This window comes from Pseudomonas sp. HOU2, from assembly GCF_040729435.1.
In the GTDB taxonomy this organism is placed as follows: domain Bacteria; phylum Pseudomonadota; class Gammaproteobacteria; order Pseudomonadales; family Pseudomonadaceae; genus Aquipseudomonas.
This window is the reverse complement of the sequence record NZ_CP160398.1, coordinates 1697943-1716339: the sequence shown is the minus strand read 5'-3', so window position 1 is coordinate 1716339 and position 18397 is coordinate 1697943. Positions and strand designations below refer to the sequence as shown.

At 58.9% G+C, this 18397-nt stretch carries 20 protein-coding genes; 7 read left to right on the top strand and 13 right to left on the bottom strand.

Features of this window, described 5'->3' with window-relative positions:
- Positions 1-75: 75 nt before the first annotated feature.
- From ABV589_RS07710 to ABV589_RS07700, 3 genes are all read right to left on the bottom strand, one after another.
- A complete protein-coding gene (locus ABV589_RS07710) occupies positions 76-1251 on the bottom strand; it encodes a GAF domain-containing sensor histidine kinase (RefSeq protein WP_367085456.1) in 1176 nt (391 codons plus the stop codon).
- 160 nt (positions 1252-1411) lie between these two features.
- Positions 1412-1717: a PepSY domain-containing protein gene (locus tag ABV589_RS07705; RefSeq protein WP_007963131.1), complete on the bottom strand. Its 306-nt coding sequence runs from the start codon at positions 1715-1717 to the stop codon at positions 1412-1414.
- A 159-nt stretch (positions 1718-1876) separates the two neighbouring features.
- On the bottom strand, positions 1877-3001 hold the full coding sequence (locus tag ABV589_RS07700; RefSeq protein ID WP_367085455.1) for a glycerophosphodiester phosphodiesterase: 1125 nt from the start codon (positions 2999-3001) through the stop codon (positions 1877-1879).
- 222 nt (positions 3002-3223) lie between these two features.
- Between ABV589_RS07700 and ABV589_RS07695 the strand changes: the two genes are divergently transcribed.
- Positions 3224-3550, top strand: coding sequence for a DUF2025 family protein (locus ABV589_RS07695; protein WP_367085454.1), 327 nt, complete (start codon positions 3224-3226; stop codon positions 3548-3550).
- A 134-nt stretch (positions 3551-3684) separates the two neighbouring features.
- Here ABV589_RS07695 and ABV589_RS07690 read toward each other — a convergent pair whose 3' ends face one another.
- Positions 3685-3999 (bottom strand): antibiotic biosynthesis monooxygenase, encoded by a 315-nt coding sequence (locus tag ABV589_RS07690; protein ID WP_027612609.1) that lies wholly within the window; start codon positions 3997-3999, stop codon positions 3685-3687.
- Entirely contained in the window at positions 3996-4697 is a 702-nt protein-coding gene (locus ABV589_RS07685) for a CTP synthase (RefSeq protein ID WP_367085453.1), read from the bottom strand. The genes ABV589_RS07690 and ABV589_RS07685 overlap by 4 nt, the downstream gene beginning before the upstream one ends.
- Positions 4698-4834: 137 nt before the next feature.
- Between ABV589_RS07685 and ABV589_RS07680 the strand changes: the two genes are divergently transcribed.
- On the top strand, positions 4835-5776 hold the full coding sequence (locus ABV589_RS07680; RefSeq protein WP_367085452.1) for a LysR family transcriptional regulator: 942 nt from the start codon (positions 4835-4837) through the stop codon (positions 5774-5776).
- Here the strand turns inward: ABV589_RS07680 and ABV589_RS07675 are convergent, their stop codons facing one another.
- The 4 genes from ABV589_RS07675 to ABV589_RS07660 form a co-directional block, all read right to left on the bottom strand.
- On the bottom strand, positions 5777-6310 hold the full coding sequence (locus tag ABV589_RS07675) for a DUF1003 domain-containing protein (RefSeq protein ID WP_367085451.1): 534 nt from the start codon (positions 6308-6310) through the stop codon (positions 5777-5779).
- Between the two features lie 362 nt (positions 6311-6672).
- Positions 6673-7992 carry a PAS domain-containing methyl-accepting chemotaxis protein gene (locus tag ABV589_RS07670; protein ID WP_367085450.1) on the bottom strand — a complete coding sequence of 440 codons (1320 nt, stop codon included), beginning with the start codon at positions 7990-7992 and terminating at the stop codon, positions 6673-6675.
- 209 nt (positions 7993-8201) lie between these two features.
- Positions 8202-9251 carry a diguanylate cyclase gene (locus ABV589_RS07665; RefSeq protein ID WP_367086178.1) on the bottom strand — a complete coding sequence of 350 codons (1050 nt, stop codon included), beginning with the start codon at positions 9249-9251 and terminating at the stop codon, positions 8202-8204.
- A gap of 155 nt (positions 9252-9406) precedes the next feature.
- Complete coding sequence (locus ABV589_RS07660) at positions 9407-10015, bottom strand: TetR/AcrR family transcriptional regulator (RefSeq protein WP_367085449.1); 609 nt, start codon at positions 10013-10015, stop codon at positions 9407-9409.
- A 216-nt stretch (positions 10016-10231) separates the two neighbouring features.
- On the opposite strand from ABV589_RS07660, the gene ABV589_RS07655 reads away from it, so the two are divergent.
- Both ABV589_RS07655 and ABV589_RS07650 read left to right on the top strand, forming a co-directional pair.
- Positions 10232-11308, top strand: coding sequence for an MBL fold metallo-hydrolase (locus tag ABV589_RS07655; protein WP_367085448.1), 1077 nt, complete (start codon positions 10232-10234; stop codon positions 11306-11308).
- A 112-nt stretch (positions 11309-11420) separates the two neighbouring features.
- On the top strand, positions 11421-12938 hold the full coding sequence (locus ABV589_RS07650) for an amidase family protein (protein ID WP_367085447.1): 1518 nt from the start codon (positions 11421-11423) through the stop codon (positions 12936-12938).
- A gap of 9 nt (positions 12939-12947) precedes the next feature.
- Here the strand turns inward: ABV589_RS07650 and ABV589_RS07645 are convergent, their stop codons facing one another.
- On the bottom strand, positions 12948-13256 hold the full coding sequence (locus tag ABV589_RS07645; RefSeq protein WP_367085446.1) for an XRE family transcriptional regulator: 309 nt from the start codon (positions 13254-13256) through the stop codon (positions 12948-12950).
- A gap of 93 nt (positions 13257-13349) precedes the next feature.
- Positions 13350-14117, bottom strand: coding sequence for a helix-turn-helix transcriptional regulator (locus tag ABV589_RS07640; RefSeq protein ID WP_367085445.1), 768 nt, complete (start codon positions 14115-14117; stop codon positions 13350-13352).
- Between the two features lie 110 nt (positions 14118-14227).
- Between ABV589_RS07640 and ABV589_RS07635 the strand changes: the two genes are divergently transcribed.
- The 3 genes from ABV589_RS07635 to ABV589_RS07625 are packed head-to-tail and all read left to right on the top strand — an operon-like array spanning position 14228 to position 16170.
- Positions 14228-15043, top strand: coding sequence for a sulfite exporter TauE/SafE family protein (locus ABV589_RS07635; protein WP_367085444.1), 816 nt, complete (start codon positions 14228-14230; stop codon positions 15041-15043).
- A gap of 42 nt (positions 15044-15085) precedes the next feature.
- Complete coding sequence (locus tag ABV589_RS07630) at positions 15086-15451, top strand: hypothetical protein (RefSeq protein WP_367085443.1); 366 nt, start codon at positions 15086-15088, stop codon at positions 15449-15451.
- 32 nt (positions 15452-15483) lie between these two features.
- A complete protein-coding gene (locus tag ABV589_RS07625) occupies positions 15484-16170 on the top strand; it encodes a hypothetical protein (RefSeq protein ID WP_367085442.1) in 687 nt (228 codons plus the stop codon).
- A gap of 89 nt (positions 16171-16259) precedes the next feature.
- Here the strand turns inward: ABV589_RS07625 and ABV589_RS07620 are convergent, their stop codons facing one another.
- Positions 16260-17243 carry a hypothetical protein gene (locus tag ABV589_RS07620; protein WP_367085441.1) on the bottom strand — a complete coding sequence of 328 codons (984 nt, stop codon included), beginning with the start codon at positions 17241-17243 and terminating at the stop codon, positions 16260-16262.
- Between the two features lie 318 nt (positions 17244-17561).
- Complete coding sequence (locus ABV589_RS07615) at positions 17562-18275, bottom strand: HNH endonuclease (RefSeq protein WP_367085440.1); 714 nt, start codon at positions 18273-18275, stop codon at positions 17562-17564.
- Between the last annotated feature and the right edge of the window lie 122 nt (positions 18276-18397).

Here is an 18397-nt window from a genome sequence, read left to right as displayed (position 1 = left end):
GCCAGTCGACTCATGTGTGGCAGACACAACAGCTTCGCGAGCAAGCTCGCTCCCACAGGGGATTTGTGGTGTGTCTCAGATTGTGGGCAGGCTGAAGGTGAACAATGTGCCGCTCTGTGCGGTGGACGCCACATGCAAATGCCCGCCGTGGGACTTGGCGATCTGGCTGGCGATGTACAGCCCCAGACCGAGCCCGGCCTGAGGCGTGCTGCCGATCGGGCGGGAGTAGGGCTGGAACAGGTGCGGCAGGATCACCTCGGGAATGTGCCCCTGATTCTTCACCGCCAGCATCAACGCACCGTGCTCGACCTGGGCGATCACTTCGATATCCCCCTCCGGGTCGCCATGGGTCACGGCATTGGCCAGCAGGTTCGACAGCAACTGGGCAATCCGGCCGCGGTCGCAGGGCACGCCCTGCAAGTCGCCGATGCAAGTGTGGATGGTGCGCTGCGGATGCACATTGCGGATCTCCGTCACCACCTGTTGCACCGCGTCGGTCAAGTCGGCGCAGGGCTGGATCGCGACCGGAATACCATTGCCCAGGCGCCCGCGAGCAAAATCGAGTACGTCGTCCACCAGTCGTGTCGCCCGTTGCGCACTGCCAAGGATATTGCGCAGCCGCACCTCGATGGCCGGATCCGGGTGTTTGCGCAGGAGCATTTCGGCACCGGCGCTGATGGCGAACAACGGGTTGCGCAAGTCATGCCCGAGTACCGCAATGAACTGCTCGCGCAGCTCGGCGGTTTCGCGTTCCTGCAACAGCGCGGTTTCGGTGAGCTGCGCGTTTTCCTCGGCTTCGATCTGCAACGCGAGCATCCGTGCGAACGATTCCATGGTGCTTTGGATGCTGCTGGACTTCAGTTGCGCCGGGACTGGATCGAGCGCGCAGATCGTGCCGAAAAACCGTCCGTCAGTGCGAAACACCGGCACCGAGATATAGCTCTCGAACTTGTACAGGCGCGGGGTGTGATGATCGCGGTAGAGCGGGTCTTCGCTGGCCTTGTCGATCACCACTGAGACATGCGACTGACGGATTTCGTGGCACAGGGTGGTGACCAGATCCAGCTCGCCACCGACCTGCAGGCCGAAATCCAGCTGATCAAGGACGGCGCAGGCTGTCCACGAATCCTCGTTGACCCGTGCCACTGCGGCAAAGCGCAGGCCGGTCAGTTCGCGGATCACCTGAAGGATCGCCGGAACCGCGCTGATCCGTCCGATTGTCGCGATGTCTGCTGCCGCTGTCTGCCCCATGCCCATCGCTCTCGGCTGCAATCGTTATCTGATGGTCGCCATACTAGCGGTCTGATGGCGGTTTTGGCATCCCTTCAGGCTGCATCCGCGTGATTCGCCGGCCAACGGACGCAAAAAAGCCGCACGATCGTTGATCGTGCGGCTTTGCTTTGGCGGTGTATCAGGTGTCTTGCTTGTTGCTCAGCACCTTGCCGGTGGTGGCATCGAAGTCGACGTCGAACTCTTTGCCGTCGGCGGTTTTCAGCTCGACTTCGTATTCGTAACCGTTGAAGTGGTTGTCCAGGTCGGTGTCGGTGATGGTTGCGCCGGGGTGCAGTTTCAGCGCTTCGGCGTTCATCGACTCCAGCGACTTGATCTTGCCTTCCTTCACCAGTTGCGGGATCTGGTCGACGCGTACATCGGCCTGGGCCAGGCCAGCGGTGAGGGTCAGGGCAGCAGCGGTAAACAGGGCAGTCAAAGTTTTCATCGGGTCATTCCTTGGGTTGTTCGTTGAAGTGGGCTCAGATTAACCACCGCAACTTAATTCACCCTTAAAACCCCCGAATACAAAACGGGCAAACCATGCCTGACACAAAACCTGTGGGAGCGTGGCTTGCCCGCGATGAAGGCGCCTCGGTTTTGCTGATCAGAACCCGTTGTTCTTCAACACCTGATCAACACTGGCACCGGCCGGACGCTTGTAGAACTTCAACAGTTCGCTGGCGCGGTTGGTGAAGATGCCATCAACCCCGGCCGCCATGACTTTCTCGAAGTCCACCGGCTCATCGACGGTGTACACGTGCACCAGCATGCCCTGATCGTGGGTGTACTGGTTCATCCACGGTTGCACCAGATCCGAATAGCTCTGGTCGCCACCCTTGGTCAGCTTCGCCGAAGGGCCGGTGCCGATGGCGCCGTGAGCCTTGGCGAAATCAACCCATTGCTTGAACTCGGCGTCGGACTTCGGCTCCTGTTTGCCGTAGAACACGTTTTTGTCCTTCTCGCCAGATTCGGCAAAGGTCACCTTCGATTTCGGCTCGATGCTGCCTTCGCCGACCCACAGCAACAGGATCTTCGGCACTTGCGGCATTTCCTTCTGCAGCAGTTCGAGGCTGTTTTTCTCGAAGGTCTGCAGGATCACCTTGCCTTTGCCCTGGCCGACGCCCAGCTCGCTTTTGGCCAGTTTCGAACCCGCCGGGCTCAGCCAGCCGCGATCCTGCAGCTTCGCTTTCAGGTCATGCTCGATTCCCGGGAACAGCTGCGGTTCCTTGGTTTCGATGTACAGGCCTGGCTTGTGTTTCGGGTTGGCCTGGGCGATGTCGATGATCTCGTCCAGGGTCAGGATTTTCAGCCCGGCGTAGGTCGCACGTGCGCGCTCCGGGTAGGCCTTGTTGTACCAGCTGCCGGCGTCGAGGGTTTTCAGTTCGGCCATGGTGAAGGCGTTGGCCGGGCTGTCCTTGCGCTCCGGGAATTTGGTCGCGACGTCGGTGGTGCGTTGCAGGTTGTTGTCGTGCAGGGCGAACAGCACGCCGTCCTTGCTGCGCTGCAAGTCCATTTCCAGGTAGTCGGCGCCGAGGTCGCGGGCCAGTTTGTAGGAAGCGGCGGTGGATTCCGGTGCGTCGAAGGATGCGCCACGGTGCGCGATCACCGCCGGGTGCGGGATGCCGTGGGCGGCGGCCAGCGCGTCGATGTCCGTCTGGGCGGCGTGGGCCTGACCGAGACCGAGCATCAGGCTCAGCAGGAGGGCGCTTTTGGTGAAAGTGGCGGGCATGTTCGAGTTCCTTTCGCAGGGCATTTTCAAAGACGTACCTTTTAACAACTGAATCGATTGCGTGCTATCGCCAGACCGACATAAACGTATTAAAAGCGATTTTTCCTGCACTTTTGTGGCACGGTTTGCAGTACGCTTGCCCTCGGCAGACGCTCCGGCAGAGGGCGCGCCGATTCCGTTGCCCTGCGTGTAAACCATCGATGATTTTTCGTGAGGTTTACCATGCGCATCACTTCCCAACTCATCTGTCAGGCCGCCGATGACCTCAAGGGTTTTGTCGGCCTCAACCGCAAGACCGGCCAGTACATCGTGCGATTCAGCGAAGATTCGTTCGGCATGGACGTGGCCGATGACGGCATTATTCCCACCAGCGAATTTGTCTGGGCGCCAGCGACGTCGCAGACCATGACGCTTAAACGCGAGTTGATTCAGTTGCTGCTGGATCAGAACATCGATGAGCGGATCAACATCACCGAGCCGTTGCGGGTGTACATGAGCAAGGTTGAGGTGCCGGAGATTGTGGCGGTGCGCAGTCTGGTGAAGGGCTGAAGTTTTTGTATTGACGCTACTGGCCTCTTCGCGGGCAAGCCACGCTCCCACAGGTTTTGCGTTGTTCTGAAGATCACGCTGTATCTGTGGGAGCTGGCTTGCCAGCGATGAGGCCAGTGGGAACGCCATCAAGCTCACTGCCCAAACCGGTATTCCCGCTCCACCCGACACACCCGGGTCTGAAACTTCGAATACCACTGCGCCCGCCCGCGCGCCTGAATCACCCGGTGTTCGGGATGCTCGCGCCAGGCCAGAATCGCCGCCTCGCTCTGCCAGTAGGAAATGGTGATCCCCACCCCGTCTTCCCCGCGAATCGAATCAATGCCGAGAAACCCCGGTTGCTGGCTGACCAGCTCCATCATGCGCTCGGAGGCCGCCGCATAACCGTTGTCACCCTCGGTGCGGGTCGAGGTGAAAATCACCGCAAAGCAAGGCTCGTTCGGCTTCATGGGCGTTGCTCCGCACACGCATCGACAAATGCTCGCACCAGCGGCGGAACCTGGCCCTTGAGCGCCGCGCGTTCCGGTTGAAACAGCGTGGCGACAAAAAACACATGGTCGGTCAACTCGATGGCGCGCAAGTCGCCCGCCGAATCGTGCCCCACGGCGCGTAGCTGATGAGTCAGCAATTCTTGTTCGAACTGCGGATTCACACCAAATCGGCAGCGATAGCCTTCATGAATCTCCGACGTTTCGTACGCCTTGGCGATCAACGAGCCGGCGACCAGATGAATGCTGTCCACCGCTTCCACCAATGAACAGGTCAGCGGCGACAGTACCGCTCGCGGCGAATCCGGTGATGTCTCGCCATGTTCGGCATCGGCCCAGCCCAGCACGTTGCGGGAAAACTCCAGCACGGCATGCTGAAAACCACCACAGGTGCCGAGGAATGGGCGCTGTTGTTCGCGGGCAAAACGGATGGCCCTGAGTGCCCCGGCCTCACTGTTGTAGGGGCTGGCCGGGACGCACCAGAAACCGTCGAAGTGATCCAGCGCGGTGTCGGCGAGAATCTGCTCGGTGGGCAGCCACTGAAATTGCACATTGCGCCCGGACTGCTCGGCGATCATCCCGAGGGCGAGGGGAATCGCCTGGTGGGCGGTGACTTGCGGGTCGTAGTCGCCGATCAGGGCGATGGAAATGGCGTCCATGGGATTTCCTTGATCTGAGTGAGTGAACCTTTGTGGTGAGGGGATTTATCCCCGACGGGGCGCGAAGCGGTCCTCAAACAAGGCCTGCTGCGCAGTCCATCGGGGATGAATCCCCTCACCACCGTGAGGGTGTGCAGTTGTCGATCACCGGGGCTCACTATAGATTGGCGTTCACGCACTCAATATTGGCGTTTTCCCAAGTGATCAATGCAGCGATGCACTATCGGCTCGACTACCCGGATCTGGCGCTGATCCTCGCGTTGGTGCGCGGCGGCTCTCTGGCCCGGGCGTCGCAGCTGCTCAGGGTAGACGTGTCGACGGTGTTTCGCGCGGTACGGCGTCTGGAGTCAGCGCTGGGCCAGCAATTGTTCGAAAAGAGCCGCGCCGGTTACCTGCCCACCACCCTCGCGCAGACCCTGGCCGAGCAGGCCGAACGCGCCGAGCAGGCACTGGAAGCGGCGCGGGTCGGTGTCGAGCAGGGCGGGGAAGTGGTCAGCGGCACGGTGCGTCTGACCTGTACCGATTCGGTGCTGCAAGGTCTGCTGTTGCCGGCGCTGGCGCAGTTCATGCCGAACTATCCGGCGCTGACCCTCGAACTGAGCACCTCCAACGATTTCGCCAACCTCAGCCGCCGCGATGCCGACATCGCCCTGCGCCTGACGCGTACACCGCCGGAGCATCTGGTCGGACGGCAACTGGCGAAGATTTCCTACCGGGTCTGCGCCAGTGCGCGCTATCTGCAAAACGTCGATGCATCGGATTTGGCGGCGCTGACCTGGATCGCTCCGGACGAGTTTTTGCCGGATCACCCGACCGTCGCCTGGCGGCGTCAACAGTTGCCCGGCGTGACCCCGAGTTATCGCTGCAACAGCATGCTCTCGGTGACGGAACTGGTGCGCGGCGGACTCGGCGTGGCGGCGTTGCCGGACTTTCTCATTACCGAAGGTTTACAGGCCCTCAGCGAACCGTTGCACGGCTACGACACCGCGCTGTGGCTGCTGACCCGCCCGGACTGCCGGGCGTTGCGCTCGGTGGTCACTCTGTTCGATGAGTTGGGGCGGGCGCTGCGGTTGCCGTGATCAGCGTTGCGGGTTCTGGCAGATGTGCGCATGCAGTTCGCGGGTCAGGCCTTCGATGCGTTCAGTCAGGCTCTTGGTCATTTCGGTGAGCTGGGTGTTCTGCTCCAGCAGCTCCAGCAATTGTGCGGTGGTGTTCGCCGCTTGCGCCTGACGCTCGGTGTTGGCCGTCGCCAGCGCTTCACGGTGTTGCGCATCGGCGTCCGCTTGCGCTTTGTCCCGCGCGGCCTGGCGGGTTTGTGCCAGCAGGATCAGCGGCGCGGCATAAGCCGATTGCAGGCTGAACGCGAGGTTCAACAAGATGAACGGGTACACGTCGAAAGTGGTGATGCCCGTCACGTTGAGTACAACCCATAACAGCACGATCAGGGTTTGCGCGCCGAGAAACGCCGGCGTGCCGAAGAACCGCGCAAAGGCCTCGGCGCGCAGGGCGAACTTGTCGTCGCCGAAAGTGGTGTTGAGGTGGGCGTGGGGGCGGTGGAAGCGCAGATGGTCGACAGGGGCGGTGGTGGGCGTTTCGGGTTTTTCTGTGGTCATGATGGGCTCGGCAGGCTTCAGGGGCTTTGGGTCACTATAGCCTTGTGCTGAGGCTGACGGCCCCTTCGCGGGCAAGCCCGCTCCCACAGGTTCTGGGTTGATCACAGGTTAGATGATCGACTCGATCCTTGTGGGAGCGGGCTTGCCCGCGAAAGCCGCGACGCGGTCTCTCAGCCCGGCGCCCGTTCATTGGCAAACATGCTCCCACATTGGAACGCATTTCCCTGTGGGAGCGGGCTTGCCCGCGAAAGCCGCGACGCGGTCTTTTAGCCCGGCACCCGTTCATTGGCAAACATGCTCCCACATTGGAACGCATTTCCCTGTGGGAGCGGGCTTGCCCGCGAAAGCCGCGACGCGGTCTTTTAGCCCGGCACCCGTTCATTGGCAAACATGCTCACCGCCTGTACCGCTTCACTGGCGCCATCGCGGATCTGCAGAATCACGCTGCCGGCCTGGTCCGCCAGTTCTACACCTTGCGCCGCCCGCCCGCGGGTGCCTTCCATGCTCTTGATCGCCTGCCGGGTTTCGCTCTGGATCAAACCGATCATGTTGGAAATCTCCGCCGTCGAGCCGCTGGTACGCGCCGCCAGTTGCCGCACCTCGTCCGCCACCACCGCAAACCCGCGCCCCTGATCCCCGGCGCGTGCCGCTTCAATCGCCGCGTTGAGCGCCAGCAGATTGGTCTGGTCGGCAATCGCGCGGATGGTGTTGACGATCGCGGTGATCTGCTCCGAACGCTCGCCAAGTTGCGCGATCAGCGTTGATGACTGCGCGATATCGTCAGCGATTTCGCGCATCTCGCTGGCCGCCTGCTGGATCACCTGAGTGCCTTGCTCGGCGACTTTCCGGGTTTCCACCGAGATGTGATAAGCGGCGCTGGCGCTGCGCGCATCGTGCTCGTGCTGCTCGACGCGGGCGGTGACGTCCGTGGCAAATTTCACCACCTTGCACAAACGCCCGGCGGCGTCATACACCGGGTTGTAGTTGGCCTCCAGCCACACACTCTGGCCGCGCTTGTCGACACGTTCGAACTGGCCCTGGAACAACTCACCCTGATTCAACCGGCGCCAGAAATCCTCGTAGGCGCTGCTGTTGACCAGTTCCGCGCGGCAGAACAAGCGGTGATGTTTACCCTTGAGTTCGGCGAGCGTGTAACCCATGCGCGTCAGAAAATTCTGGTTGGCGGTGAGAATGCCGCCGTTGAGGTCGAATTCGATCACCGCCATTGCCCGGTCGATCGCCTGCAGCTTGGCGTTGGCCTCGCTTTCCTGCTGGACCTTGGTCGTCACGTCCATTGCGAACTTGACCACTTTAACCACGCGTCCCGACGCATCCTTGATCGGGTTGTAATTGGCTTCCAGCCAGACCGGCTGGCTCTGGCTGTTTATCCGCTCGAAGGTGCCGGACTGGAACTGACCGTTTTTCAAGCGCGACCACAGTTCGGTGTATTGCGCGCTGCGGCCAAACTCCGGGGTGCAGAACAAGCGATGAGGCTGGCCGATCACCTGCTCGGCGCGGTAGCCCATGGTTTTGAGGAAGTTGTCATTGGCCTTTAACACCACGCCTTCAAGATCGAACTCGATCACTGCCATGGAGCGATTGATCGCTTCAAGCAGGCCGTTCTGTTCGGTGATGGTGTGTTGAAGGTCGTTGAGTTCGGACTGGTGGCGTTTGAAAAACATAAGGGCAGTACCTGGAAGTAGGGAAAGACGAGGTTTGTGTCCCTGTTTCCGCGCTGGCAGAGCAATGCCGGGTCGGCATTGGTCATTGACTGCAAAGTGCCAGCATCCAGGCTGACGAGCAGATCTTATACAAACTGATTTAAGTTGTACAAGAAATTGCGAATCAACATGTTTGCAGTTTTTTCAAGACTGAGAAGAGGAGCGTCTTCTTAGCCCGGACTGCTCAGCGCCACGCTGATGGTGTTGCGCCCCGTGTGTTTGGCGGTATACAGCGCTTTGTCGGCGTCATCCAGCCAGGCGATCGCGTCGCTGAACGACGGCTGAAAGCGGGCCAGACCGATACTCAGGCTGACGCGCAGTGCTGGAACATCCGGGTGCCGGTATTGGTCCAGCGCCTGACGCAATCGTTCCATTTGCGCCTCGGCTTTATTGAGTGGCTGATCGGGCAGGATCAGGCAAAACTCGTCGCCGCCATAACGTCCGGCCCGTTCACCTTCGGCCAGCAGCCCGTTGAGTGCCTGGCTCAGCTCACGCAGCACGACGTCGCCAACGAGGTGCCCGTAGTTATCGTTGATGGTCTTGAAGTGATCGATATCGATCAGCGCCAGAATGTCCTGGGTGTGGTGTTGCCGGCACAGCATGAAATGCGTGTGCAGCAGATCCTTCCAGGCGCCGTGATTGAGCAACCCGGTGAGGCTGTCAGTGCGGCTCAGGTCCCTGAGCGCACGTTTGTGTCGTGCAAGTTTGATCGCCAGTTGGTAACAGACCATGCCCAGGGCCAAGGGGTACAAGGTCAGCATCGGCAGACAGGCCCAGACTTGGATCTGCGTCATCGTCAGGCTGAACTTGAAGCCGAACAGTAACCAGCCCAGCAACACGCCGGCGATTTGGGCCAGAGCACCCAGCAGGAACAGACGTCGTCCACCGGCGGCGACATTGTTCATGGTCATCATCGACAGGATGGTCACGGTGGTCAGCGGGTTGAACTGAAAACACGCGGTCCAGAAACCGCCGCACAACGAGTCGTACAACAGGTTGCGGCGTTCGGCGTGGTAGGGGAAGGTCGAGCGGGTTGAAACCTGATAGGCCAGATGCGGCCAGAGAAAACCGTTGAACACCAGCAGCGCCCAGAGCCAGGTCGGCATGTGCAACGGATACAGCGCGGCCGCGACGCTGAAAAAGCCGACGCCCAGACCGATGATCCTTGGCAGATAAATGCGTCTGGCGAATGACAGGCCCTTGCCGCGTTGGTTTTCCATGATGTCCTGCGCCAGATTCATCCTGAAATACTTTGAAGTGTCTATTCAGGTTGACCGTTCGTCGGTCAATTGTCGGACATTGTCATTTATTCCACCGGGAATAATCAGTGTCCTTTCGAGCCATTTAATCGTGGTGGGCACAGGAGAGGAGCGGTCTAGAGCTGGTATCGCGCCAGGAACATCACCAGTGCCGACTCGGCCACAGTTTTCTGCGTGTCCGCATCCAGTGGTGGCAGGCCCATGGAAATCTGCGGCCAGAACCCGAACGATTTCAACAGACCCTGCATCTGTTGCGCGGCGAATTCCGCCTCCACGGTTTTCAGTCGACCATCCGCCTGAGCGGCGCGAATCCACACCGTCAGGCCTTCTTCGCGCTCTCCCATGCGCGCCACCATGTCCTGCGCGCGCTCCGGGGAATGGATGGTGGCGGCAATCGCCACCCGCGCCAGGCCGAGAAAGTTGTCATCGGCCATCATCTGCAGTTTAGCCAGCAACATGGGCAGCAGTTGCTCGCGCAGCGGCTGATCCGCGCGATAGGTCACGGTTTGCTCGTCGGTGATCCGTGCCCAGAGTTGGTTGAGAATTTCGGCGAACAGCTCTTCCTTGCTGGGAAAGTGGTTGTACACCGTGCGCTTCGACACCCCGGCGGTGGCTGCGATCTTGTCCATGCTGGTGATCTCGAACCCGTTGGCACGGAATTCGGCAATCGCCGCCTGAATAATGGCTTCGCGTTTGCGGTCGGTGAGGCGCTTTGGAGCTGTCATAAGTACGCTTCGGCAGAGAAAGAGTGGAATTACACTTGGCAGTTTACTTGTCATCCAGTTTCATGCAACCTAGAAACTACACCGCCCAGTGTAATGTTGCGTTAATCCGCGCAACCTAAAAACCAGACAGTTCGGCTGATGCGTGCGTGCCTTGGCCATTTATCGTCCCACCGTGAAAAACCGTGAATTGCGCGGTTTTTCTGGAGTCTCTCAGTCATGGCCAATCCAGATATCTCTGCGGATCAAACTTCCACGCCTGAAGCCTCTCGCCAGGATCAAGGGCTATTTCGCAACCATGCGCCGGTGCAACGCGAAGGCTTGCGCAAGATGCTGCGGATCATGTGGAACATGATCTTCCACAAGCCGCGCAACACCCGACCGGCCGCTGCGATCCCGGTGCAAGCGCTGACCCGTGAAGACCTGCTGGCAGCACCGAATCACAGCGTTTACCGCCTCGGTCACTCGACCCTGCTGCTGAAAATGCGCGACAAATTCTGGATCACCGACCCGGTCTTCGCCGAGCGCGCCTCGCCGGTGCAATGGGCCGGCCCGAAACGCTTTCACCAGCCGCCGATCAGCATCGACCAATTGCCGCCGATCGAAGCGGTGATCCTGTCGCACAACCACTACGACCACCTCGATTACCAGGCAGTGCTGAAACTCGCGGCCAAGACCAACTACTTCCTGACCCCGCTGGGCGTCGGCGACACCCTGATCAAGTGGGGCATCGACGCCAGCAAAGTCCGCCAGTACGACTGGTGGCAGGGCACCGAAATCGCCGGCATCCGCTTCGTCGCCACCCCGTCGCAGCACTTCTCCGGGCGTGGCCTGTTCGACGGCAACAGCACGTTGTGGGCTTCGTGGGTGATGATCGATGGCGATACGCGAATCTTCTTCAGCGGTGACAGCGGCTACTTCGACGGCTTTAAACGCATCGGCGAACAATACGGCCCGTTCGACCTGACCCTGATGGAAACCGGTGCCTACAACGTCGAATGGCCACACGTGCACATGCAACCCGAAGAAACCCTGCAAGCGCACATCGACCTCAAGGGCCGCTGGCTGTTTCCGATCCACAACGGCACCTTCGACCTGGCGATGCACGCCTGGCATGAACCGTTTGATCGGATTCTGGCGCTGGCGTGGGAACGCAGTGTTTCGATCACCACGCCACGAATGGGCGAGGCGTTTAACGTGATGCAGCCGCAGCGGGGGCACACGTGGTGGCTGAATATGGAGCAAGATGTGTCGGAAAACGCCCCAATTGCTGGTAGCGGCTACAAGTCAGGATGACTTTTCCTACTGTCGGTAGTCCAGCTAGCTGACAGCTCTTTCCTATGTCCTCGGTAGGCTTGGTCGCGAGTGAATGAGTCACTCGTGATGAGCCTAAACAAGGACGATGTACATGAAAAACTTCTTTAAACGTCGCGTGAATACGCTGACGAAATCCATATTGGTCGCACTGGCAGCGACAGGTGCCGCTGCCACCGCCCATTCGGCCACTGATCTTCATTACGCCAGCGTCAGTGAACTCAGCAAAATGATGGCCGACAATAAGCTCACTGCTGTTGAACTGGTTGAACACTTTCAACAGCGAATTGCCGAGCTGGACAAGCAAGGCCCTGCTATCCACGCCATCATCGAACTGAATTCACAAGCCATCGAAATGGCTACCGCGCTGGATAACGAGCGTAACGAGGGACAGTCGCGTGGTCCGTTGCATGGTATTCCGGTACTGCTCAAAGACAATTTTGATACCGCCGACAGCCTGCAAACCAGTGCCGGCTCCTTGGCCATGGTCGGTCAGCCGGCAGCCAACGATGCCTTTGTGGTTAAACAGCTGCGGGATGCCGGCGCGATTATTCTGGGTAAAGCCAACATGAGCGAATGGGCTTATGTGCGGGAGATGGAGTTGCCCCATGGTTGGAGCGGACGTGGTGGGCAAGGGAAAAATCCACACGCATTGAGCGAGGAAATCTGCGGTTCCAGTTCGGGGTCGGCCGCTGCCGTGGCGGCCGGTTTCGCGCCGATCTCCCTGGGCACTGAAACCAACGGTTCGATCACTTGCCCGGCATCGGCCAATGGTGTGGTTGGCGTCAAGCCCACCTTGGGTCTGTTCAGTCGAAGCGGGGTGGTGCCAATCACCCGTCTGCAAGACACTCCTGGTACTTTGACACGTACTGTCCGCGATGCGGCAATGATGTTCAACGTGTTGCAAGGCATGGATGCTGCGGACTCCGCGACATCGGCCGCCCCGACAGGAATCGACTACACGGCGTTACTCGCAAACGATGCCCTGCAAAGCAAGCGTATCGGTTATCCCGCCGCTTACGAGGGGACGGGCGGCGTGGTCCTGACTCCTGGAGTGGAGTTTCAAAAGGCAATGGCCACACTCGAGAAACAAGGTGCGACGCTCGTGCCAGTGACCGTTCGTTTACCTGATATCGATAATTTCGTACCCGGTCTGATGGGTGCGATGAAATACGAATTGCCTGAATATCTCGTCAGCCGTTCCGGCCTGCCGATCCAGTCGCTGCAGGACCTGATCGACTTCAATCAGCTCAATCCCGGCCAGGAGGGCTATGGGCAGGCCACGCTCGAAGCGATGCATGCGCTGGACATGACTCACGAACAGGCCAGCGCTTTGATCTTGGCCATCAGTAAAAACTTCAAGGACGCCATCGACGAGCAACTGCGGGAGCACAACCTCGACGCCATGGTTGCCGAAGCGGATGGTTACTCGCAATTTTCTGCCGCAGTGGCGGGTTACCCGGCGATAACCCTGCCATCGGGCATGGGCGCTAACGGCATACCCACGTCTGTGTTCTTTTTCGGCGAACCATGGAGCGAGCCGCAACTGTTCGCCATGGCCTACAGCTATGAACAAGCCTCTGCCGAGCTGCGGCACCCTGCGTTCAAGTAATCATTGCACCTAAGCAAAATCCCCACGCTCTACAACGTTCTGCTGCATGGCCTGGGGATTCAATTTGCGACCCGGCGCAAACCCGGGAAAGAACACCAACCCTTGTGCCTCAAACCGGTAAGCCAACGCCAGCCGCGCCGCATCCGCCACGTCCTGCTGCGCTTCAAACCGCTGAATGTCGTCCACCGCAACCTCCGCTTCGCGCGACAGCTGTTCCACGCTCCAGCCCAGCATCGCTCGGGCCTGGACGCAGTGCGTCGGGGTGAACTGGAAAAGGGCAATGCGTTCGAGGATGTGGTTCATCGCAAGAGAGGCCATGGTGTGCTCCGGGCTCAAGAGTGCTGATTGAAAATATACTGTGTTTTTGTACAGTTGTTTTCGGCCGGGATCAAACGCATTTTTTGATTTGCCCTAGTTCGCCGCCTCCAACCAGACGGACGGTGCCTGTCCGAGGATGCGCCGGAACATCGTCGAGAACGCCGCCGGGCTCTCATAACCGAAATCCAGGGCGATCCGCGTCACCGCCTCACCGGCGGCCAACCGCGCCAGCGCCAGCACCACGCAGGCCTGTTGCCGCCACTGGCTGAAGCTCAACCCGGTCTGCTGCCGAAACAATCTGTTGAAGGTGCGCAAGCTTATGTGCAACTGCCCGGCCCAGTGTTGTGGCGACTGGTGGGCGTTGGGTTGATCCAGAAAGTTCTGACACAAAGCCAAGAGCTTTCCGTCAGTCGGCAGCGGAATGTGCAAGGGCAGGGGCGCACTGCGCGCCAGTTCATGCAGCAGCAAGTCAACCAATACGCCGTCGCGTCCTTCGAGGTCATAAGTCAGCGGCACTTCCACCGCTTCCATCAACAAGTGCCGCATCAACGGCGAAACGCTGATCACCTGGCAGCGCTGGCCCAAGTCCACCGCCCCCGGCTCGATGTACAGACTGCGCGTGCTCACCCCAAGCATCAGCACCTCATGCGCCACTCCCGGCGGAATCCACACCGCCCGTTGTGGCGGCACCACCCAGTTGCCGTCATGGGTGCGGACCTGCATCACCCCGGTCGCGCCGTACAACAATTGCGCCCGCCGGTGTGTATGAAACGGCAACAGATGGCCGTGGGAATAATCCGTACCGATCGCCACCACCGGGCGCGGCGTGTCATCCAGCAGGTTGATCGAAACATTACGCATCGGGCGTTTCCGGATAATTGGCGTAAACGCAAACATTATTGGCTGAGTTGCTGAAGCAGGCCAAGCCGCGTCGCTCTATCGTAGACCGCTCCACCACCGGAAGACGCGCCATGTTCTACCTACTGCTGACTCTCTTCGGCTGCCTGACCGGCATCACCGCCGTGCTCTTTGGTTTCGGCGGCGGCTTCGTCGTCGTGCCGCTGCTCTACCGCATGCTCAGCGCCAGCCATGGCGCCGACGACCCCATCGGCCAATCGGCCATGCACATTGCCGTCGCCACCTCGACCTGCGTGATGATCGTCAACGCCCTGATCGCCACCGGCAAACACCGCCGCGCCGGCAACCTGATCCGCCATTACCTGTGGCCGCTCGGCGGCTTCATCGCCCTGGGCGCGATCATCGGCGCGATCGCTGCGGTGTGGGTCAGCGGCGAGGTCATCCGCTACGCCTTCGTCGCCTACCTCGGCGTGACCATCATCGACTGCTTGCTCAGACGCGGCTTCCTCACCCGCAACGAAGGCGTCATCCCACGCCGATTGGATCGCAAGGAAACATCCGCCGGCGGTGTAGGCATCGGCGCCATCGCCACGTTCCTCGGCGTAGGAGGAAGCGTTATGACCGTGCCGCTGTTGCGCCGCTGCGGGTTGAGCATGTCCCAGGCCACGTCCATGGCGAACCCGCTGAGCGTGCCGGTGGCCGTGGCCGGGACGCTGACCTACATGGCGCTGGCCGGTTTCAGCGAGACGGATCTGGGCGCATGGTTTGTCGGGTATGTGGATTTGCTGGCGTTTGCAGTGCTGACGCTGGGGTCGTTGGTCGGGATTCGGTTGGCCACGCCGTGGATCGGGCGGATACCGGATCGGGTGCATGCCTGGGTCTATATTGGATTGCTGATTCTTGTTTTACTGGGCATGTCTATAAGATGAGGCCTTCCCTGGCTCAACTCAAAATTGCTTCGTGGAGGCAATATGGCGATCTTGGAAAGTGACTGGAAGACATTCAAAGAACTGCGCAAGTTAGCGCTGGATCGATTTTGCCAAGGCGTATTGGCCGAGACCCAGATCATCACTCAAAACAGTACGCTGTCAGCGCATGCTCGCTACCTGACGCTTTATCGCATGATGCGAAGTCGAGACAAGGATATGGCGGCGGTTTTCGATGGGCGGATGAATCGCTCAAACGTAGTGCTGCCTTTGATGTTGATGATCGCGCACGACTTGCTCACCGACGAGGAATTGTCAGCACTCAGTGAAGATATGCGAGAGAGAATCTCAGATGCCGTTCGCCAGCCTTATGAGATTGAGTGGGCCGAAGAAAGCAAATATGACGAATGAGCGTCATTGACCCGTATTAGTAGAGAAAACAGATGTTGATCTTCAACTGCACCGAGGCCGCCAGTAAGTTCTTTAGCCGTGTGCATAAGGGCAAAACGCTCACGCCGATAGACCCTAAACCGCCGTCGTCGGTTATTGAGGACGATGAGTGTGCCCCTTTCGTCGAGCAGTGGCTGGTGCACGCCATAACCGTGCAGCGTAAGCATGTACTGTTCGTCATTCATGTGGAAACTCGTTATTGCATGATCTTCGCCGATGCCAAGAAGGCTGACACAGAAGGCTTTATTGCCTGGTTTGCCGAGCGCTGGCGGGAAGGGTTAATGCGCGATGCGATCAACCACGATCTCATGAACTGGGTCGATGCCGGCATCATGCCGCAGCGAATGGAAGAGGCCTGTCTGGAGTACAGGTTTTATCGGCGCAGCCATCGCAGTGCGCAAAAGCACATCGATGAAATTGCCTGGTTTTTTCAAGATTGCGCAGCGGAGTGGGGGTGTTTACCGCAGGGCGAACGGGCTGCTATTGGCTTCGATGCACAGATGAACGACACGCCCAGAAGCAAAGGCCAAAAGGAGTGTTTCTGGCCGGATGAAGAAATGATCGCTCACTGGTTACGTCAATACTGCGCAGCGGATGAAACAGATATTCACGGCGCTCTGAAACGGCGCAGGAAGGCGCAACAAGAGATTCGTGCTTTCGAAGCAACACTGGAGAGCTGAAACCTGCGGGCGCACTCGACTCCTGTGACAGCCCCTTGATAAGTCGCCGCGAAATTTACCAGTGCGTATTCAAACGTAGCGGCGCCACGTCACGCCAACCCCGGCGCCTCCCGCACAATAAAGTGATCCAGGTTCTCGATGTTGGCACTGAACACCCCGAACGTCTGTTCGGGGTTCTTCTTGCTCGGCACCTGCTTCAACTCCGGCGTCACCCCATAGAAGAAACAGAACAACTCCTTATCGCTGTCGATCGCATGCTTGATCTCTTCCAGAAACGCCTTGCGCTTGCGGTAGTTGTCGATCAACTTCTTGCTCAAGTACACATTCACCGAATAAGGCTTCTTCTTCGCCTCATCCGCCTGCTTGAACCAGACCTTCTGCTCGAAATCGATGCGAAAACTCTGGGTGTAATCCTTGATCTCCTTGATCTTGCCCCAGTAAATCAGCCCCTTGTTGTCCGTCAGATACTCGATCTTCTTGAAGAACGAGCCATAAGGCGCCGTGTGCTCACCGATCTTCAACGGCATACGCTTGAGCAATTCCTTGTCGGCGAAGTTCGACACAAAACACTCCACCGGATGCGCAAACACACTGGTCTTGTCCGGCGCCGTCTCACGCCCCGGCGACTCCTTGGAGCTCACGTGCGCCACCCGCACCGGATCATCCCGCAACACATCCGCCGCACCCGCAGGCGCAGCAGGCTTGCGCACATACTCACGCCGCGTCAGCAACAACTCCGACGGAAAATGCTCCTCCCGCCCGTCATCCACCTCACCCTCCGCCGCCTCAATCCCCGACCCCGACGCCTTCAAACTCACATACGGGCAACCCGCCACATGCTGTGTACCGGGCAGATTCTTGAAGTGCGGCGTACGCACGTAATTCACGTTCTTGGCGTTGAACGTGCCCAACTCGTTGGAGGCATCAAACGCCAAACGACAGGCATCGTTGGGACACTGGAAATGCTCCTTGGCCGAATCGAACGCCACCGTCTCATCGAAATTGAGATCGCGCACGTCATAGATCGACAACTTGTCGTCGAGGCTGAGGCAGTAGGCGAGATCGAATTTCATGGTGGGGCTCGGATCCTTGAGTGGGGGATGGGTATTAATAGCGGGAGGCGGCGCGGCTTGCACTGATTGTTTTCAGGATGATGCAAAGTCTGTAGGAGCCAGCCTGCTGGCGATTCCAGACATCAACCAGATTTCAATCCTCACCCCGCCACTGCGGGCACCACATCACCCCTATGGCGAGGGAGCTTGCTCCCGCTGGGCTGCGAAGCAGCCCTAAAACTGGCAAATGCGATGGGTTAGACAGATTGAATTATGAGCCTGGCGACTGCTACGCAGTCGAGCGGGAGCAAGCTCCCTCGCCACAGAATTTTGCCTCAGTTACTCACGCTTCAACCGTTTAACCCTCGCGTATAGCGATTCGGTGAACTCTTTGCTGTCATTCGAGTGATGGCAGCGTCGATGACAGTTCGGGCAAAGCGCCACAGCGTTGCTGATTCGATCAGAGCCCTTATTCGCCAAATGCTTCACGTGATGAACTTCAAGGTAAGGCGAGTCATTTTTAGTGAACGGCGCCGGTTCACCGCAACCTTCACACATCCCTTTGGCTTTTTTACGAACCCAGGCTCTAACCTTTGGATCACGTATAAATGCAGTGCTTTGGGCGGGAGCGCGCTTCGGCTTCACAATCCCCTCAGGTTCGTCTTCAAGAGGCAGTTTCTCTAGCGCCAGAGCTCTCTGCTCTAGTGCTTCTTCATCTGCAGTCGGAACAGTTGGATCCCCAAGCGTTACCCCTTTGGCAATCAACACTGCTCGGATGGCTGGCTCAACGTTAGTCCCAACGTTTCTGGCTGGCTTGTACCCTTTGATGTATTCCCTATGCATTCTCAATAAAACGGCAGAGATGTTCTGCATGCGGAACTCAACTGAGCCTTCAGTGCGGTTGTGCAGCGCAGATGCGCGCAGCACACGATTCTCATGTGCTTTGTTAAATTTTTGGCCGATTCGCTCAAGCTCCAACATTTTCAGATAGGCGTCAACCGCTGCCTCAATCTCAGCAACATTCCAGTCAGTGTCTTTTTTCTTGTCGCTCATAAAATCGCCGAGGGTTGAAAACCCCCGGACGATACTGAGCGGCCATTACTGCTGTCTACGATAATTCCTACAAAAAAAGCAGAATGTGCCTACAGCCTCTACAGCCTCTACAGCTATCGACA

Excerpts from the sequence above, each read along its gene's own strand:
- ABV589_RS07665 (WP_367086178.1), bottom strand. The coding sequence starts at position 9,251 with ATGGAAAACCAACGCGGCAAGGGCCTGTCATTCGCCAGACGCATTTAT.
- ABV589_RS07625 (WP_367085442.1), top strand. The coding sequence starts at position 15,484 with ATGTTGATCTTCAACTGCACCGAGGCCGCCAGTAAGTTCTTTAGCCGT.
- ABV589_RS07645 (WP_367085446.1), bottom strand. The coding sequence starts at position 13,256 with ATGGCCTCTCTTGCGATGAACCACATCCTCGAACGCATTGCCCTTTTC.
- ABV589_RS07670 (WP_367085450.1), bottom strand. The coding sequence starts at position 7,992 with ATGTTTTTCAAACGCCACCAGTCCGAACTCAACGACCTTCAACACACC.
- ABV589_RS07710 (WP_367085456.1), bottom strand. The coding sequence starts at position 1,251 with ATGGGGCAGACAGCGGCAGCAGACATCGCGACAATCGGACGGATCAGC.
- ABV589_RS07675 (WP_367085451.1), bottom strand. The coding sequence starts at position 6,310 with ATGACCACAGAAAAACCCGAAACGCCCACCACCGCCCCTGTCGACCAT.
- ABV589_RS07685 (WP_367085453.1), bottom strand. The coding sequence starts at position 4,697 with ATGGACGCCATTTCCATCGCCCTGATCGGCGACTACGACCCGCAAGTC.
- ABV589_RS07650 (WP_367085447.1), top strand. The coding sequence starts at position 11,421 with ATGAAAAACTTCTTTAAACGTCGCGTGAATACGCTGACGAAATCCATA.
- ABV589_RS07630 (WP_367085443.1), top strand. The coding sequence starts at position 15,086 with ATGGCGATCTTGGAAAGTGACTGGAAGACATTCAAAGAACTGCGCAAG.
- ABV589_RS07660 (WP_367085449.1), bottom strand. The coding sequence starts at position 10,015 with ATGACAGCTCCAAAGCGCCTCACCGACCGCAAACGCGAAGCCATTATT.
- ABV589_RS07615 (WP_367085440.1), bottom strand. The coding sequence starts at position 18,275 with ATGAGCGACAAGAAAAAAGACACTGACTGGAATGTTGCTGAGATTGAG.
- ABV589_RS07700 (WP_367085455.1), bottom strand. The coding sequence starts at position 3,001 with ATGCCCGCCACTTTCACCAAAAGCGCCCTCCTGCTGAGCCTGATGCTC.
- ABV589_RS07640 (WP_367085445.1), bottom strand. The coding sequence starts at position 14,117 with ATGCGTAATGTTTCGATCAACCTGCTGGATGACACGCCGCGCCCGGTG.
- ABV589_RS07635 (WP_367085444.1), top strand. The coding sequence starts at position 14,228 with ATGTTCTACCTACTGCTGACTCTCTTCGGCTGCCTGACCGGCATCACC.
- ABV589_RS07690 (WP_027612609.1), bottom strand. The coding sequence starts at position 3,999 with ATGAAGCCGAACGAGCCTTGCTTTGCGGTGATTTTCACCTCGACCCGC.
- ABV589_RS07620 (WP_367085441.1), bottom strand. The coding sequence starts at position 17,243 with ATGAAATTCGATCTCGCCTACTGCCTCAGCCTCGACGACAAGTTGTCG.
- ABV589_RS07695 (WP_367085454.1), top strand. The coding sequence starts at position 3,224 with ATGCGCATCACTTCCCAACTCATCTGTCAGGCCGCCGATGACCTCAAG.
- ABV589_RS07705 (WP_007963131.1), bottom strand. The coding sequence starts at position 1,717 with ATGAAAACTTTGACTGCCCTGTTTACCGCTGCTGCCCTGACCCTCACC.
- ABV589_RS07655 (WP_367085448.1), top strand. The coding sequence starts at position 10,232 with ATGGCCAATCCAGATATCTCTGCGGATCAAACTTCCACGCCTGAAGCC.